Below are 15,277 nucleotides of genomic sequence, written 5' to 3'. Positions count from 1 at the left end.
GACCGCGTTGCGACGGTCGGTGCCGCGCGGATGGCCTGCCTGGGTCCCTGCCGTCAGCGGGCGGAGAAGTAGTGGCCGTTGTCCAGATCGGCGAGCAGACTGGGCTGGACGGGCTCCCAGCCGAGCGTCCGGCGGGTGATGAGGTTGGACGCCGGGTAGTTCTGCGTGACTATGTTGGCGAGAAACCCGAAGTATCCCGGCACCATCAGTTCGTCCACCGGAACGCTCACAGCGGGCAGGCCCAGACGGCTGCCGATGGCCTCGGCAATCTCGCGGAACGGGACGGCCCCGTCCCCGACCGCGTGCCAATATCGGCCGGCCGGCCCCTTCTCCAGCGCCAGGCGGAACAAGGAGGCGACATCGCGGGCGTGCACGGCGTTCCACAGGTTCGCGCCGTCTCCGGGATAGCCGACGAAGCCCTTCTCCTTCGCGAGCGCGATCAGCGTGGGGAGGAATCCGGCACGGTCGGTCGTGCTGTGCGCGATGTTGGCGATCCGCACGACCGAGGACCGCACACCTCGCTCGGCGAGGCCGATTACGGTGGTTTCCACGATGTTTCGAGCCCGCAGGGTCCCCTTGTGCTCATCGCCGCTGGGAAGGGCCGGGTCCTCCTCGGTGGCCGTCCGGCCCAGGAATCCCTGCCCGGGCGAGCCGATGCTCCCCGCCGCGACCAGCGGCTTTCCGGTTTGCGCGAGTGCCTCCCCGTAGGCGAGCATGATCGGGAGCTCGGCGGCGGCCACGGCGTGGATCCCGCCGGAGGGAAGCAGGTCCTGCCGGTGCGCGACGTGGATGACGCCGTCGGAGTCCGCGGCCGCTTCCTTGAGCCCGTCGAGATCCTGGAGTTCACCGCGGCGCACCTTCGCGCCGAGCGCGGACAGCGCCGCCGCGGCCGTGTCCGATCGGGCCAGGCCGGTGACCTCGTGCCCCGCGGCGATGAGCTCGGGGATGATGTACGAACCGGAATGGCCGGTCCCGCCAGTGACGAAAACGCGCATGCTGATGATCCTTGTGATTGATGTGGCGCGAGAAGTGGTGGTGCGGGCGTGCTCAGGCAGAAGGGCCCGCTCAGGCAGAAGTACCGACGTCCGCCCGGGCCGAGCGGCGGACGGGGACCACGTGACCACGCCGGTGTGCCAGCCACATGAACACGACGGTGGCCACCACGCCGAACACCACGGCGTACACACTGCCCTCCGGTCCGAAGTCGCCGCCCGTGACCAGCGCGGGACCCGACATCGTCGCGTCCAGCAGGCCCTGCGGGGTGTTGCTGCCGGACACCTTGGTGCTGAAGACGGCGCTCGCGGCGATGTTCCAGCCGAAGTGCAGACCGATCGGCACCCACAGCTTGCGGGTGGCGATGTACGCGGCGGTCAGCATCCCGCCTGCTTCGATGGCGATAGCGATGGCGCCCCACAGGGTGGCATTCGCGTTGAGCAGGTGGATCAGGCCGAACAGCGAGCCGGTCAGCACGAGCGCGATCCAGGTTCCGGTCCACTGCTCGACGTTCCGGAACAGGACACCGCGGAAGACCAGTTCCTCGGTCACGGCGGCACCCGCCATGATGCCGAGCAGGCCGACGGCGCTCGCCGGCGTGCCCAGGCCGTTGATCGTGTAGTCGCCTAAGAAGGCGATGTTCGCGATGACTGCCCCGAACAGCGCGATGCCGAGCAGCGTGCCCCAGCTGATCCCCGCGCCTGCTCCCTCCAGCGACACCTCGACGGGGGCCCGGTGCTCGGTGCGCCGCACCACCCAGCCGTAGACCAGGACCGCGACGACGGCCGTCAGCAGGCCGGCGACGAGCGCCAGCCAGGGGTTGTCCTTCATCGCCGCAGTGCCCAGACTGCCGGGGATCCAGACCGCCACAACCGCCAAGAGCTGCCATATGAGACGCACGATGACTCCTTCGTGAGGATCCGCGGCGGGAGCGCCGCGGGCTACTTGCAGGGGTGCAATCAGCCGGGGAGGTCGACGCCGAGAGCGATGTCGAAGGTCCCCGCGCCGTTGCGGGCCAGGCCCATCAGCAGCGGCCCGACTCCTTCCAGCCAGCGGGCCATCTCCAGGCCGCCGACATCGAGCGGGCGCAGTCCGAGGCTCTCGATGAACGCCGACACCTCAGCCTTGGCCCGCGCGTCGTCTCCAGCGAGGAACACGTCCAACGGACGCCCCTGGGCCAGCACGTGGCCGAAGACCGTGTTGAACGCCTTCACGACGTGCGCGCTCGCCGGAACTGCCTTGGCGATCTCCTGCGCACCGGACGTGCCTTCAGGGATGACGAGCCCGGTGGCGTCGGCGTTGAACGTGTTGGAGACGTCGATGATGAACTTGCCGGCCAGTGCATCCCCGTAGTGGGCGACGACCTGCACGGCGCTGGCGTATGGCACGGCCAGGACGACGATGTCGCCGGACGGGACGGCGCCGAAGGTCCCGACCGTGGCCCCGCCGCCGAGCGCGGCGGCCAGGTCCTCGGCCTTGGCCGCGTCGCGACCGACGACCTCGACGGCGTGGCCGCCCTCGACCGCGCGGGCGCCGATGGCGCGGCCCATACTCCCCAGGCCGATGATGCTGACGCTGCTCATGGGTGTGCCTGCTTTCTGGAACTGGAGAGGACGCCATGCCCACCGCCGTCGTCAACGGCTGTGTCATCGACACCCCATTTGGTTAACGTGTGAACCAGAACGTACGCCGCATTTGGTTAACATGTCAACCAGACGGTAAAGTGACGTGCGTGACCGAGCCGCGGTGGTTGGACGAGCGAGAACAGCAGGCCTGGCGCAGCCTGATGAAGATGCAGGACGGGCTGTCGGAGTTCCTCGAACGGCAGTTGCGCAACCGGTGCGGGCTGTCCTCCGCCGACTACCAGGTCCTGGCCCATCTTTCTGAGACACCCGAAGGCCGGCTGAGGTCGTTCGAGCTAGGCCGGCTGTTGCGCTGGGAGAAGAGCCGCCTGTCGCAGCACCTGGGCCGGATGCAGAGTCGCGGCCTGGTGTCCCGCGAGCGGTGCCCCACCGACCAGCGGGGGGCGGTAGTCGTCATCACCCCCCGGGGCAGTGAACTGATCAAGGTCGCGGCTCCGCAGCACGTGGCCGACGTCCGCGACGTGCTCATCGATCATCTGACCGCGGCGGAGATGGCCGCGCTCGTCACCATCGGCGACAAAGTGGGCGAACGGCTGGCGGCGCTGGAACGCGAGCAGTGACACCCGACCCCGGGCCTCATGGCCATCCGCGCGACGGTGGCGAGCCGCTCGGCGATCTCCCGCAGGTCAGTCGCCGGCCGTGGCGGGGATGGCGTTGTCGATGAGGACGGCGGCGATGGCGGCGGCCGTGGGGAAGGCGTCGGCGTTGAGGACCCGGGTACGGGCCGCGGCGCCGTCGAGGAGCAGGGCTAGCTGCTCGCCGAGCTGTTCAGGGTCGACGGCGCCGGCCTCGCGGGCGGCGTCGGCGAGCCGGGCGGCGACGGCCTTCTTGTAGTCGCGCGCGTACTGCGACGCGGGGTGCTGGGGGTCGTGGAGTTCGACGGCGGCGCCGATGTAGGGGCACAAGGGCGTGGCGGGCGGGATGTCGAAGGCGGCGAGGAGCCGTTCGCGGGGCGTGAGGTCGGTGCGGTCGAACACGCCGGACAGAACGGAGGGGTCGAACCGGCGCAGGTACTCGGCGACGAGTTCGTCCTTGCCGGCGAAGTGCTGGTAGGCCGTGCGCTTGGACACCTGGGCCGCCGCGCAGAGCTGGTCCATGCCGGTGCGGTTGATGCCCTGCTCGCGAAACAGCTGCTGGGACACGCTGAGGATGCGCTCGCGGGCGCCCCGGCCGCGGCGGCGGCCCGTGGGGCCCTTCTCCAACTCCGTCATGAGCCTCATGCTACCCGAGTTGGGTAACGACCGGTGTACATAGTTGCGCCCCCGCCGCCCGGCGGCTAGCTTAAGGACACAGATCTGTTTACATAACGCCGTCACCCCAAGCGCGCCACGGCACCACCGACCTCTGGGAGAGACCATGGGAAAGCTCGACGGCAAGGTAGCGGTCATCACCGGCGGCACCACCGGCCTGGCACTGGCCGGCGCGAAGCTGTTCGTCGCCGAGGGAGCGCACGTCTTCATCACCGGTCGCCGCCAGGACGCCCTGGACGAGGCCGTGCGGCACATCGGCCGCAACGTCACCGGCGTCCAGGGCGACGCCGCCGACCTGGATGACCTGGACCGCCTGTACGACACCGTCAAACGGGAGCAGGGCAGCATCGACGTGCTGTGGGCCAGTGCCGGCATGGGCGCGCCCGCCCCGCTCGGACAGATCACCGAGGCCCACTTCCACGACGCGTTCTGGCTCAACGCCCGCGGCACCCTGTTCACCGTCCAGAAGGCCCTCCCGCTCTTCAACGACGGCGGCTCCATCCTCATGACCGGCTCCAACGCCTCCCTCGGCGCCTTCCCCGGCTGGAGCGTCTACGCCGGCAGCAAGGCCGTCCACCAGGCCTGGGCCCGCGTCTGGCTCAACGAACTCAAGGACCGGCGCATCCGCGTCAACGTCCTGACCCCCGGCCAGGTCGCCACCGCCAAACAGGAAGAACTCTTCGACGAGGCCACCAAGCGCCAGTTCGAGTCGCTCATCCCCCGCGGCCAGATGGGCCGCCCCGAGGAAATCGCCGCCGCCGCGCTCTTCCTCGCCTCCGACGACTCCAGCTACGTCAACGGCATGGAACTCGTCGCCGACGGCGGCACCACCGCCATCTGAACCGAACCACCCACCACCACGACAGGACATCTCATGAGCAGCATCACCATCATCGGCACCGGCAACATGGCCCGCACCCTCGGCGCGCGGGCGGTGGCGGGCGGCAACACCGTCGAGGTCATGGGCCGCGATCAGGCCAAGGCCGACGCCCTGGCCAAGGCGCTCGGCGGCGGCGCCACGACGGGCAGATGGGGCACCGCTCCAGCCGGCGACATCGTCATCCTGGCCCTGCTGTACGAGGGTGTCGTGCCGGCCGTCGCCCAGTACGGAGACGCTCTGGCGGGCAAGGTCATCGTCGACATCAGCAACTCCTTCAACGCCACGTTCGACGGGCTGAACCACCGCGGCGAGACCTCGACTGCGCAGGAGGTCGCCAAGGCGGCCCCGGCCGGCGCCGGCGTGGTGAAGGCGTTCAACACCATCTTCCGTCACGTCCTGGAGCAGGGCCGGCCCGACGTCTTCATCGCCGGCGACGACGCGCGGGCCAAGGCACGTGTGGAGACGTTCGTCGAGAGCCTCGGGCTGCGTCCGCTGGACGTCGGCGGACTGAAGATGGCGCACTGGCTGGAAGGAGCGGGCGCGCTCACGATGGGCCTGGCCAACCACGGGGTGGGGAACTTCGACTTCTCCCTCGGCGTCACCGAACTTCCCGGCTGAGCACACCCGGGTCACCGGAAGGGGCTCGCCCGGCCCGCGACCCCGGCACGTCGAGCCGCCGGGACAGCGAGGTCCTCGGCCCGGCGGCGTGCGAGCGTCAGGCGTTGGGCGTGGGCGGGCTTGTCGGGCCGGGCTGTTCGCTTCGCCGCTGGGCCAGGGGGATGAAGAGATCGTTGATGATCGAGTGGATGCGTTCGGGTTCCAGGGGTCTCAGGTCCATGAGCAGATCGTGGCGTACCAGGTCGAACGGCATGGAGAGCACGGCGGGCGGGACGCTGTCCAGGTCGATCTCCCCGCGGTCGTGCGCGCGCTGATAGACGACCCGGGCGATGGCGAGCGGTGCGCCACCGAGGATCTTGTCGCGTAGCTCCGCCGGCGTCAGGGCGGCGTCGGCGAGCAGGCCCGAGAACGCGGTGGCCGCCGCGATCGCGAAGAAGGTGGCGCGGGCCTCGCTCATGCTGGTCAGCAGCGCCAGCAGGTCGCCGGGCAACGAGCCGGTGTCGGGGACGGCGACCTGACGGCTGTTGCGGTAGTGCTCGATGGCGGCGAGCACCAGCTGGTCCTTGTTGGCCCAGCGGCGGTAGAGCACGGCGATCCCGGTCCGCGCCCGCGCGGCGACGGACTCCATGGTCAGCCTCGCGTAGCCGACCGCGACCAGTTCGTCCCACGCCGCGGAGAGCACGGCGTGCTCGAGTTCCACTCCCCGGCGCCGTTGCCTCACCCGGTCGGCGTCACCTTCGACAGCACTCACCCACCCATCATAAGAGAGGTTTGCATTCCTTGTCGCGTGGCTGTACTTTGAGCGCAATAAGGAATGAATCCATTTCTTAAAGTGGGGTGGGCGCATGATCGACGTCGTCGTCGTGGGAGCGGGACCGGTCGGGCTGCTCCTGGCCCGCGAGCTCAGGCCGCCGGGATCCGGCCTAGTGATAAGCGCGTCGCACATATCTGGGCTCGCGCAGGGGCAATCGACCCGAGGTGGGAATCGGCAATGGGATTCGAATCAGTCAGGTTCGCCGACGTGCCGCTCGGCAAGGTGGCCTACTACGAGGCGGGCACCGGAGAGCCGCTCCTCCTGCATCATGGCGGTGAGGGGAGCAAAACCCAGTACGCCGCCGTCGTGCCCCATCTCGCCGAGGGGATCCACGCGATCTCCTTCGACCAGCGCGATGTCGCCGGCAGCTTCCGGTCCGCCGATCCGTACACCATGGCCGACCTGGCCGACGACTCCGCGCGGCTCCTGGACGCGCTCGGGATCGACAAGGCGCACATCCTGGGGACCTCGTTCGGCGGCGCTCTGGCGCTCAACGTCGCCGTACGCCATCCGGATCGCGTGCGGACGCTGACCGTGGCGGTTGCGCCCGTGACGTCGGCGGCGCTGTCCGAGTCCACCAGGAGACTCACCGAACTGCCGCGCGAGGAGTTCGTCGAGGCGTTCGCGCGGGCCGCTTTCAGCGACGAGGCCCTGCGTGACCCGAACACGATGGCGTTCGTCCGCAGAGCCATGTCGGCGGTCGTCATGGGGCAGGACTCGCATCGACGAGCCGCGATCGAGACGCACGACGTGTCCGCTCAGCTCGCCTCGATCACCGCTCCGACGCTCCTGCTCTACGGAAGCGACGACCCCCTCGTTCCGGTCGAGCACGGTCAGCGGTTGGCCGCCGGCATCCGGGACTCCGAACTCGTCGTGTTCGAGGGTGCGCGGCACGGTCTCTTCTCCGAGTTCAAGGAACGCGCGGCGGGTCACGTGAACGCTTTCGTCCTCGCTCATTCCCTTTCCGGCTGAGGCGGCCCAGGCCCGGGGACCAGGTCGGCCGGCCGCGCCGTGGTCGCCCGACGCGCGGCCTCCGAGAAGGGTAGGGCTTCATGGTCCGGACGATTGGGCGGGTTGCCGCCATCGGCACGCTCTTCATCGCCAGCCTCACCGTCACCCCCACGACCGGTGCGTGGGCGGCGTCCGCCTGTTCCTCGCCGCAGGAGAAGACCTTCTCGCTGCCCGGCAAGCCGGACGTGTGGGTGGGCGCCGAAATGTGCATCTACACCAGGGGGTCGGGCAACAATCAGAAGACGGCCATGCTCAGCATCAACTGGTCCGGGTCGTTCCTGGCCGGCAAGCGGTTCGACAAGTTCGTCGCCGAGGCACGCGTCGAGCGCAACGACACCGTCTACGCGAACGAGCAGTGCAACTGGACGAGCGATCTCAACAACATCAGCGACTCCGAGGGCCAGATGTGGGACTGCCTCGCGTACTACAGCTCGTCTCTCAACGGCGGATGGACCGCCGACGGGAGGATCATCTACAACATCAACAACGACGGCAAGGGCGACTACGTCTGGAACCTCACCGGCTCACCCCGGGTCGCCATAGCGCCGGACGGCACCGAGACCCTGGTGCCCTCGACCGAGGTGTCCTCGATCGAAGAGGCGCCCGACGATCCGACCTCCTGAGCCTGAACCGGGTGGCCCGAAGGACCTCACCTCCGGGCCACCCCAGCATCGAACGCCCTCTGAGAGCCGCCGTCAGCCGATATACGGCCCGGCCTGACGTGCCGGCACGGCCCATACTGAGGCCATGGAACGATCTCTGCGCGTGGCGGTCATCGGCGACCACGACCCCGCCGCTCCCACGCACGTGGCCACCGACGACGCGCTGCGGCACGCCGCCGCGCACCTCGGCGTCGGGGTGGACGTCCGCTGGCTGGCCACGGAACCGCTCGAAACCGACCTGGGCGAGGTCGAGGCCGCCGACGTGTTGTGGTGCGCGCCCGGCAGCCCCTATCGCAGCCTGGACGGCGCCCTCGCCGCACTCCGGCACGGCCGCGAGCACGGCGTCCCCACCCTGGGGACGTGCGGCGGCTGCCAGCACATGATCATCGAGTACGCCCGCCACGTGCTCGGCATAAAGGACGCCCAGCACGCGGAGTACGACCCGTACGCCTCCACCCTCTTCGTGTCGGAACTGACCTGCTCACTGGTCGGCAAGACCATGCCCGTCACCCTGGCCCCCGGCACCCGGGTGGCCGCACTGTACGGACGCACCGAGGTCGAGGAGGAGTACTACTGCAACTTCGGCCTCGACCCCGGCCGGCGCGACACCCTGCACGACGGCGGCTTCGCCGTCACCGGCGTGGACGCCGACGGCGAGGCCCGGGTGCTGGAGATTCCCGGCCACCCCTTCTACGTGGCCACCCTGTTCGTCCCGCAGGCCCGCTCCCGCCCCGAGACCCCGCACCCGCTGGTCGTCGGCCTGCTGCGCGCGGCGCTGTGACCTCCACCGCGAAAGGGCGCTGACGACTCCCGGCAGGGCCGTCCACCTCGATGGCGGCCCGCCCGTCAGAGCTGGAGTGACTGGGTGCCGAGGACGATGGCGAGGGCCAGCCGGTCGGCGTCCTCGGTGCCGGGCTCGGCGGTGTAGACGGTGACGCGCAGGTCGTCCAGGGCGACGAGCAGCGTGTCGCAGTCGAGGGTGATCGGGCCGACCGCCGGGTGGTTGATCGTCTTTTGCCGGGACGTGTCAGTGAGGGGTGGTGGTGTGTCGGCGTCCCAGAGCTCGGCGAAGCGCGGGCTGCCGGCGGCCAGGTCGGTGATCAGGCGTCGCAGGGTGCGGTCGGCGGGGTAGCGCGAGGCCGTCAGACGCAGGTCGGCCACGAGCCGGGCTTCGTGCTCGGACTGCTCCCGCGGGGTGTGCGCGACCCGCGAGGGCAGCCGGGCGACGTTGCGCCAGACGGCGTTGCGTTCCAGGCCGCGCCAGGTGGCCGTCTCGCCCATGAGCGCGTCGTAGGGTGCGTTGGCCAGCACGAGGGTCCAGCTGGCGTCGTACACGACGACCGGGGTGTGCGACAGCCGGTCGAGCAGCCGTTGCACGCTCGGGGGGACCCGCGACGGCACGATGTCCGGGCCGGGCGCGATCTGCCCGGCCAGCCGGTACAGCAGGTCGCGTTCGGGGTCGGACAGGCGCAGCGCTCGCGCCAGCGACTCCACGACCTGCGCCGACGGCGCGGCCGCGCGCCCCTGCTCAAGGCGGGTCAGGTAGTCGGCCGAGATGCCGGCCAGCGCGGCCAGCTCCTCGCGGCGCAGCCCGCCGGCCCGGCGTCTGCGGCCCACCCGCACGCCGACTGCCTCGGGTGCCAGCCGGTCGCGCCAGCGGCGCACCGTCGGGCCGAACTCCCACGCTTCCACGCTCTCCATTCTGCGGGTAGCCGCACGGGTTGTCCTGGCCCTGGCTTTCCTATGACAACCTGACGACTGGTCGCGGCCGGACCGTACCCGCAAGGCTCGGGCCATGACCGAACCCGGAACCGTTCTGATCACCGGCCCGACCCGCAACCTGGGCCGTCACGCCGTGCTGGCCATGGCCGACCGCCCGGACGGCCGGCGACCCGACCTGCTGCTGGTCGGGCGGGCCGGGCGGGACCTGACGGCGGTCGCCGACGAGGCCCGCGCGCGCGGCGCCGCCGTCCGCGAGATCGGCTGCGACCTGTCGCGCCTGGCCGACGTCCGTGCCGCCGCGGCCACCGTGCGCGGCCTGCTCGCCGCCGGCGCCGTACGGCCGCTGCGCGCGCTGGTCGCCAACGCCGGCACCATGTCGGCCGACACCCGGCGGGCCTCGCACGACGGCTACGAGCTGACCTTCGCCGTCAACCACCTCGCCCACGCCCAGCTCATCGGCGACCTGCTGAGTTCGTTCACGGCCCCGGCGCGGGTCGTCCTGCTCGGCTCGAACACCTACCACGCCAACGTCTGGCGCAAGCTGCTGGGCGTGCCCGAGGCCAGATGGGCCGATCCGGTCGAGCTCGCCCGCCCCGCCACCGGCGCGCGGGCCCCGGGCATGGCCGCGTCCGGCGTCGCCTACTCCAACGCCAAGCTGGCGATCCTGTACTACGCCCATGAGCTGCAGCGTCGCGCCGGTGCCGGGATCAACGTGTCGGTGTTCGAACCGGGCTGGATGCCCGGCACCGCGCTGGGCCGTGGCGCTCCCGAGGCGCTTCAGGCGATGAGCCGCGCCCTGGGCCGGGTGCCCGGCGTGTCGACGCCACGACGTTCGGGGCCGCTGCTGGCCGCGGTGGCCCTCGACGACGCGTGGGCGCATTTGCGCGAGGGCGCGTTCGTGGTGAAGACCAAGCTGACCGAGGTGCAGCCGGTCGCCCACGACCGCGACCGGGAGCGGCGCCTGTGGGAGGCGACCATCGAACTGCTGGAACGCGCGGGCGCGTCGCGTCAGTAAGTGCTCTTGCTGGGCACGTGCCGCCAGCTGCCCGGCAATGCACCATGGTGCAACTATTCGCTCGGAACGGGTCCAAACCACACAAGATCACGCTAGGGTGCGGCAGATCATTTCCACCGCAACAGGAGCCGCTCTCTTCATGCCGAACGTAGAAACCCTGCGCACAGAAGCTTCCCTGACCGCCCCTCGCCGGAAGCCACGGTTCCCGCTCGTCTCCACCGCGGTCGCCGTGTCCGTGGCAGCCGGTGTCCTCGTCGGAAGTGCTCCCGCGACGGCGCAGGCCGCCCCGCGGCCGGTGGCCGCCCGGTCCGCCGCGGCGGCCGGCTCGTTCTCCCTCGCCTACGTACGGGTCGCCGGCGCGTCCAGGATCAACCAGGACGGGGTCACGTGCTACTCGGGCCCGGTGAGCTTCGGCATCGGCCTGGACGGGCCTAAGCCGGGAGCCAGGTTCTCCTACCGGTGGATCGTGGACGGCAAGGTCTTCAAGAAGGGCAGAAGAAAGCTGCCGTCGTACGGGCGGAGCGACTACTTCGGCTCCAAGAAGCAGGTCACGATGGACCTGGGCACCGCGCACAAGGTCGTCTTCCAGCTCACCTCGCCGCAGCGGCGGTCGAAGTCGGCCACCTGGGTCATGTGCTGACGCCCTGACCCACTCTCCACCCCGTGCGGCGCCGGTCTGTCCGAGGCCTCCGCAAATTGCGACAATCGCGGCGTGACGGTGACGGCGGCGGATCATCTGGAGTCGGTACGGGGGCGCGTCGAGCGGTTCACCCGTACGAGCGACAGGCAGGACCTGTGTGACGCGGCCGGGCTGCGGGACGCGGCGGCGTTCGAGGACTTGGAGGACGCCCTCGCGACCATGCGTGAGGTGGCGGAGCGGACCTTGCCGTGGGCCTGCTGACCGAGGCGGTCACGACCACCGCCGACGACGAGATGATCTCGGTCGCCGCCTCCCGGCTGGGTCTGCTGCAGCAGGCGACCCTGGCCAGGTATCACCTCCGAGGGGACCCCGACGACCTGGGCAGTGCTCTGAGCATGGCCGAGCAGGCGTGGCAGGCCACCCCGCAAGGGGATCACAACCTGCTCGAACGCGCCCTGGACCTGAGCCGGACGCACCTGGCGGCTCTCCGGCACACCGGCGCCGCCGGGCACGCGGACGCCGCGAAACAGCTGGCCCGGCAGATCGTGAAGGCGACACCCGAGGAGCTGGCAGAGTACCAAACGGCCGGCGCCATCCTGGAGGAGTTGCGGCGGCTGGGAGCATGATCGCCAGGGTATGGTGCTGCTGTGACTCGCCGGGCCCCTGATGAGCATGTGGATGAGATCAGCGAGCAGGCGATCGGCCGGGCCGGGTGAGAGCGTGAGCGAATACCAGTACTACGAGTTCCTGGCGATCGACCGGCCGCTCACCGGCCGGCAGCAGGCCGAGGTGCGGGCGCTGTCCACCCGGGCGCAGATCACCGCCACCAGCTTCACCAACGAGTACCACTGGGGCGACTTCCGCGGCGACCCGTCCCGCATGGTGGAGCGTTACTACGACGCCCACCTCTATCTGGCCGGCTGGGGCACCCACCGGGTCATGGTGCGGCTCCCCAAAGCCGTGCTCGATCCCGAGCTGGCCGAGCGGTACTGCGTGGGCGAGCAGGTGAGTGCCTGGACCAGCGGTGAGCACCTCATCCTCGACTTCACCGGCGAGGCGGAGGAGGAGTCCTCCGAGGACGACGTCGAGCGCTCGCTGTCGGCGATCGCCGGCATCCGTGCCGAGCTGGCCGGCGGTGATCTGCGGCCGCTCTATCTGGCCTGGTTGTCGGCGTATGGGACGTGGGAGCGCGACGAGGACGCCTTCGACTACGAGGAGGAGGACGTACTGGAGCCGCCCGTCCCACCGGGCCTGGGCTCGCTCAGCGCGCCGCAACGGGCTCTGGCCGATTTCCTGCGGCTGGACGACGACCTGCTCGCGGCCGCCGCCGAGGCCAGCCCGCCGGCGCGGCCCGTACAGCATGATCGCAAGGCGCTGGCCGCCTGGATCGGCGCTCTGCCCGCCAAGCGGAAGAACGCGCTGCTGCTCCGGGTCGTCGAGGACGACGGCGCGAAGGTGCGGTGGGAGCTGCTGCGGGAGTTCGACGGCGGCGGCACCGACCAGGAGACGGAGCTGGGGACAGAACGAACGGTCGCCGAACTGCTGGACGGTGCCGCCGCCCGCCGTCACGGCCGTGAACATCAGGAGGCGGCCCGGCGCGCCGAAGAGCGGGAACGGCGGGAACAGGAGCGGCGGCGGGAACAGGAGCTTCACCTCAACCGGCTCGCTCAGGACCTCGAAGCGGCGTGGGGCCGGGTGGAGGACTCCATCGGCACGAAGAAACCCCGCGAATACGACCAGGCCGTGCAACTCCTGCGTGACCTGCGCATCCTGGCCATCCGCGACGAGCACGCCGGCGTCTTCGCGCAACGCCTCGCCCACCTGCGTGAACGGCACCAGGGCAAGCCCAGCCTGATGAAACGGCTCAACGACGCGGGCCTCACGACCGAGTAGCCGGCCGCAGCTCATCCCCTTCTCCCCGAAGATCGGGGATGGACGCGGCGAGGGCGCGTGGGCGATCCTTTAGCGTGCTGTTGCGCCAGTTGGAGTACCTGGTGGTCCTGGCCAGGGAGCGGCATTTCGCCCGTGCCGCCGCGACCTGCCACGTCTCCCAGCCGTCCTTGTCGGCGGCCATCCGTAAGCTGGAACGCGAGCTGGACGTGCCGCTGGTCCGGCGCGGGCAGCGGTTCGCGGGGCTGACCCCGGAAGGCGAGCGGGTGCTGCTCTGGGCGCACCGCATCCTCGCCGACGTCGACTCCCTGCGCCAGGACCTGTCCCGTATGCGCGAAGGGCTGTCCGGCACGTTGCGGATGGGCGCGATCCCGACCACGCTGACCGCCGCCTCGCTGCTGACCACGCCGTTCTGCGAGCGCTATCCGCACGTACGAGTGCTGCTGACCTCTTTGTCGTCACGGGAGATCGCCCGCCGGCTGACCGAGTTCGAGATCGACATGGCGATGACGTACCTCGATGACGACGAGGAGGAAGACTGGGGCGAGGTACGCGTCAGCCCGCTCTACCAGGAGCGTTACCTGCTGCTCACCCCGGCCGACGGCGAGCTGGCGGACCGGCAGGTGGCCCGGTGGGCCGAGGTGGCCGCGCTGCCGCTGGCCCTGCTGGCCCCCGAGATGCGCAACCGCCGGATCCTGGACGCCAACTTCCGGCACGCCGGCGCGGTGGCGGTGCCGGCGATCGAGACCGACACCGTCTCGGCGCTGTTCGCGCACGTGGCCACCCACCGCTGGTCGAGCGTCATCTCCCATGCGTGGCTGCACATGTTCGGCGTGCCCGAGGGGATGCGGGTCGTCCGGCTGGAGCGGCCCGCCCGGGAGCCGCGGGTCGGGCTCGTGCTGGCCGGTTCGAGGCCGGAGTCGGTGATCGCCAGTGCCGTGCTGGACGTCGCCCGCGACCTCGACCTGCGTGAGGTGTTCGACCGGCTCGCCGCCCAGCACCTGACCTAGCCGGCGACCCGCTCCCCGCCCGCGTAGACGTTGCAGCGCTCGTCGCGCAGGAAGCCCACCAGCGTGATCCCGAACTCCCTGGCCAGGTCGACCGCCAGGGACGACGGCGCCGACACCGCGCACACCGCCGGGATGCCCGCCGACAGGGCCTTCTGCATGATCTCGTAGCTGGCCCGGCCGCTGACCATGAGCACATGGTCGCTCAGCGGCAGCCGGTCGCTCATCGCCGCCCAGCCGACCAGCTTGTCGACGGCGTTGTGCCGGCCGACGTCCTCCCGCGCCGCCACGAGCGTGCCCGAGGCCGTGAACAGCCCGGCGGCGTGCAGGCCGCCCGTCTTGCCGAACCCGGCCTGGGCGGCGCGCAACGCGCCGGGCAGCCCGTACAGCAGGCCGGCGGTGAGCTGCAGCTCGCCCCGAGGGAGGGGGCGGCAGCGGTCGTGCAGCGATTCGAGGCTGGCCGAGCCGCACACGCCGCACGCGCTGGAGGTGAGGAAGTGACGGTCGAGCGCGGGCAGGTCGGGGACGGGCCCCCTCAGGTGCACGGTGACCGTGTTGTAGCGGGCCTCGGGCGGGAGGTCGTCGTCGGTGCAGTACGCGATCGCGGCGAGGTCCTCCGCCCCCGCCAGCCCCTCCCCGCTCATGAACCCGGCCGCCAGCTCGAAGTCGTGCCCCGGCGTCCGCATGGTGATGGCCACCGTCCGGCGCGAGCCGTCAGGGGCGGACACGCGGATCTCCAGCGGCTCCTCCGTGGCCAGGTCGTCGCGGCGGTCCCTGGCCGTCGAGCCGGACAGCTGCCTGATCCGCATCGGGGTGGTCGGCCCCGGGCGCACCTTCACCGCGCCGACCCGACTGCGCGGACCGGTCGGCCGCACGCCGTGTGCCGGGAGTCGCGCGGTCTCCTCGTACGTCATCGTCACTCCTGCTCAGGAAAACACCCGGCATCGGCCGGGGCTGCACGGCAGGACGGCGACGGCCTGCGGCGTTCCGCGAACGTTCAGATCCATGAGATACCCCGTTCCGGCGGGCCGATCAAGACCGCGAGCTGGGCGATTACCCGTCGCGCACTCGACGCCGCCGACGGGACCTCAGCGGCCTGCCCTGATAGAAGCCGCCTATCGGATGAGAGAAA

Annotated in this window: 19 protein-coding genes; 12 read left to right on the top strand and 7 right to left on the bottom strand. The window is 70.6% G+C overall.

Annotation, left to right across the window (positions count from 1 at the left end; all coding sequences use genetic code 11):
* Positions 1 to 53: 53 nt before the first annotated feature.
* The 3 genes from OIE67_RS50725 to OIE67_RS50715 form a co-directional block, all read right to left on the bottom strand.
* Complete coding sequence (locus OIE67_RS50725; RefSeq protein WP_326634168.1) at positions 54 to 995, bottom strand: SDR family oxidoreductase; 942 nt, start codon at positions 993 to 995, stop codon at positions 54 to 56.
* Between the two features lie 70 nt (positions 996 to 1,065).
* Positions 1,066 to 1,893, bottom strand: coding sequence for a CPBP family intramembrane glutamic endopeptidase (locus OIE67_RS50720; protein ID WP_326634166.1), 828 nt, complete (start codon positions 1,891 to 1,893; stop codon positions 1,066 to 1,068).
* A gap of 59 nt (positions 1,894 to 1,952) precedes the next feature.
* Positions 1,953 to 2,576, bottom strand: a complete 624-nt coding sequence (locus OIE67_RS50715; protein WP_326634164.1) for an NADPH-dependent F420 reductase — start codon at positions 2,574 to 2,576, stop codon at positions 1,953 to 1,955.
* A 149-nt stretch (positions 2,577 to 2,725) separates the two neighbouring features.
* Between OIE67_RS50715 and OIE67_RS50710 the strand changes: the two genes are divergently transcribed.
* A complete protein-coding gene (locus OIE67_RS50710; RefSeq protein ID WP_326634163.1) occupies positions 2,726 to 3,196 on the top strand; it encodes a MarR family winged helix-turn-helix transcriptional regulator in 471 nt (156 codons plus the stop codon).
* Between the two features lie 66 nt (positions 3,197 to 3,262).
* Here OIE67_RS50710 and OIE67_RS50705 read toward each other — a convergent pair whose 3' ends face one another.
* Positions 3,263 to 3,847, bottom strand: a complete 585-nt coding sequence (locus OIE67_RS50705; RefSeq protein ID WP_326634161.1) for a TetR/AcrR family transcriptional regulator — start codon at positions 3,845 to 3,847, stop codon at positions 3,263 to 3,265.
* Between the two features lie 145 nt (positions 3,848 to 3,992).
* Here OIE67_RS50705 and OIE67_RS50700 point away from each other — a divergent pair, with 145 nt between their 5' ends.
* Positions 3,993 to 4,727: an SDR family NAD(P)-dependent oxidoreductase gene (locus OIE67_RS50700; RefSeq protein ID WP_326634159.1), complete on the top strand. Its 735-nt coding sequence runs from the start codon at positions 3,993 to 3,995 to the stop codon at positions 4,725 to 4,727.
* A 33-nt stretch (positions 4,728 to 4,760) separates the two neighbouring features.
* Positions 4,761 to 5,384: an NADPH-dependent F420 reductase gene (locus tag OIE67_RS50695; RefSeq protein ID WP_326634157.1), complete on the top strand. Its 624-nt coding sequence runs from the start codon at positions 4,761 to 4,763 to the stop codon at positions 5,382 to 5,384.
* Positions 5,385 to 5,481: 97 nt separating this feature from the next.
* Here the strand turns inward: OIE67_RS50695 and OIE67_RS50690 are convergent, their stop codons facing one another.
* Entirely contained in the window at positions 5,482 to 6,135 is a 654-nt protein-coding gene (locus OIE67_RS50690; RefSeq protein WP_326634155.1) for a TetR/AcrR family transcriptional regulator, read from the bottom strand.
* A gap of 240 nt (positions 6,136 to 6,375) precedes the next feature.
* Here OIE67_RS50690 and OIE67_RS50685 point away from each other — a divergent pair, with 240 nt between their 5' ends.
* From OIE67_RS50685 to OIE67_RS50675, 3 genes are all read left to right on the top strand, one after another.
* On the top strand, positions 6,376 to 7,170 hold the full coding sequence (locus OIE67_RS50685; RefSeq protein ID WP_326634153.1) for an alpha/beta fold hydrolase: 795 nt from the start codon (positions 6,376 to 6,378) through the stop codon (positions 7,168 to 7,170).
* An 80-nt stretch (positions 7,171 to 7,250) separates the two neighbouring features.
* Positions 7,251 to 7,832 (top strand): hypothetical protein, encoded by a 582-nt coding sequence (locus OIE67_RS50680; RefSeq protein WP_326634151.1) that lies wholly within the window; start codon positions 7,251 to 7,253, stop codon positions 7,830 to 7,832.
* 124 nt (positions 7,833 to 7,956) lie between these two features.
* Positions 7,957 to 8,652 carry a CTP synthase C-terminal region-related (seleno)protein gene (locus OIE67_RS50675; protein ID WP_326634150.1) on the top strand — a complete coding sequence of 232 codons (696 nt, stop codon included), beginning with the start codon at positions 7,957 to 7,959 and terminating at the stop codon, positions 8,650 to 8,652.
* Between the two features lie 65 nt (positions 8,653 to 8,717).
* Here the strand turns inward: OIE67_RS50675 and OIE67_RS50670 are convergent, their stop codons facing one another.
* Positions 8,718 to 9,563 carry a helix-turn-helix transcriptional regulator gene (locus tag OIE67_RS50670; protein WP_326634148.1) on the bottom strand — a complete coding sequence of 282 codons (846 nt, stop codon included), beginning with the start codon at positions 9,561 to 9,563 and terminating at the stop codon, positions 8,718 to 8,720.
* A gap of 103 nt (positions 9,564 to 9,666) precedes the next feature.
* Here OIE67_RS50670 and OIE67_RS50665 point away from each other — a divergent pair, with 103 nt between their 5' ends.
* The 6 genes from OIE67_RS50665 (at position 9,667) to OIE67_RS50640 (ending at position 14,148) form a co-directional block, all read left to right on the top strand.
* Complete coding sequence (locus OIE67_RS50665; RefSeq protein WP_326634146.1) at positions 9,667 to 10,608, top strand: SDR family NAD(P)-dependent oxidoreductase; 942 nt, start codon at positions 9,667 to 9,669, stop codon at positions 10,606 to 10,608.
* A gap of 139 nt (positions 10,609 to 10,747) precedes the next feature.
* Positions 10,748 to 11,248, top strand: a complete 501-nt coding sequence (locus tag OIE67_RS50660; protein WP_326634144.1) for a hypothetical protein — start codon at positions 10,748 to 10,750, stop codon at positions 11,246 to 11,248.
* Between the two features lie 72 nt (positions 11,249 to 11,320).
* Entirely contained in the window at positions 11,321 to 11,509 is a 189-nt protein-coding gene (locus OIE67_RS50655; protein WP_326634141.1) for a hypothetical protein, read from the top strand.
* Positions 11,497 to 11,874, top strand: coding sequence for a hypothetical protein (locus OIE67_RS50650; protein WP_326634138.1), 378 nt, complete (start codon positions 11,497 to 11,499; stop codon positions 11,872 to 11,874). Before OIE67_RS50655 ends, OIE67_RS50650 begins: the two co-directional genes overlap by 13 nt.
* A 94-nt stretch (positions 11,875 to 11,968) precedes the next feature.
* Entirely contained in the window at positions 11,969 to 13,141 is a 1,173-nt protein-coding gene (locus OIE67_RS50645; RefSeq protein ID WP_326634136.1) for a hypothetical protein, read from the top strand.
* Between the two features lie 74 nt (positions 13,142 to 13,215).
* Entirely contained in the window at positions 13,216 to 14,148 is a 933-nt protein-coding gene (locus tag OIE67_RS50640; protein WP_407674802.1) for a LysR family transcriptional regulator, read from the top strand.
* On the opposite strand, the gene fdhD is transcribed toward OIE67_RS50640, so the two are convergent.
* Complete coding sequence (fdhD, locus tag OIE67_RS50635; protein WP_326634133.1) at positions 14,145 to 15,059, bottom strand: formate dehydrogenase accessory sulfurtransferase FdhD; 915 nt, start codon at positions 15,057 to 15,059, stop codon at positions 14,145 to 14,147. The genes OIE67_RS50640 and fdhD overlap by 4 nt on opposite strands.
* Positions 15,060 to 15,277: the final 218 nt, after the last annotated feature.

This window comes from Nonomuraea fuscirosea (genome assembly GCF_035917475.1).
In the GTDB taxonomy this organism is placed as follows: Bacteria; Actinomycetota; Actinomycetes; order Streptosporangiales; family Streptosporangiaceae; genus Nonomuraea; species Nonomuraea fuscirosea.
Note: the sequence above shows the minus strand (reverse complement) of the source record. Positions and strands in the feature narration are given on the sequence as shown.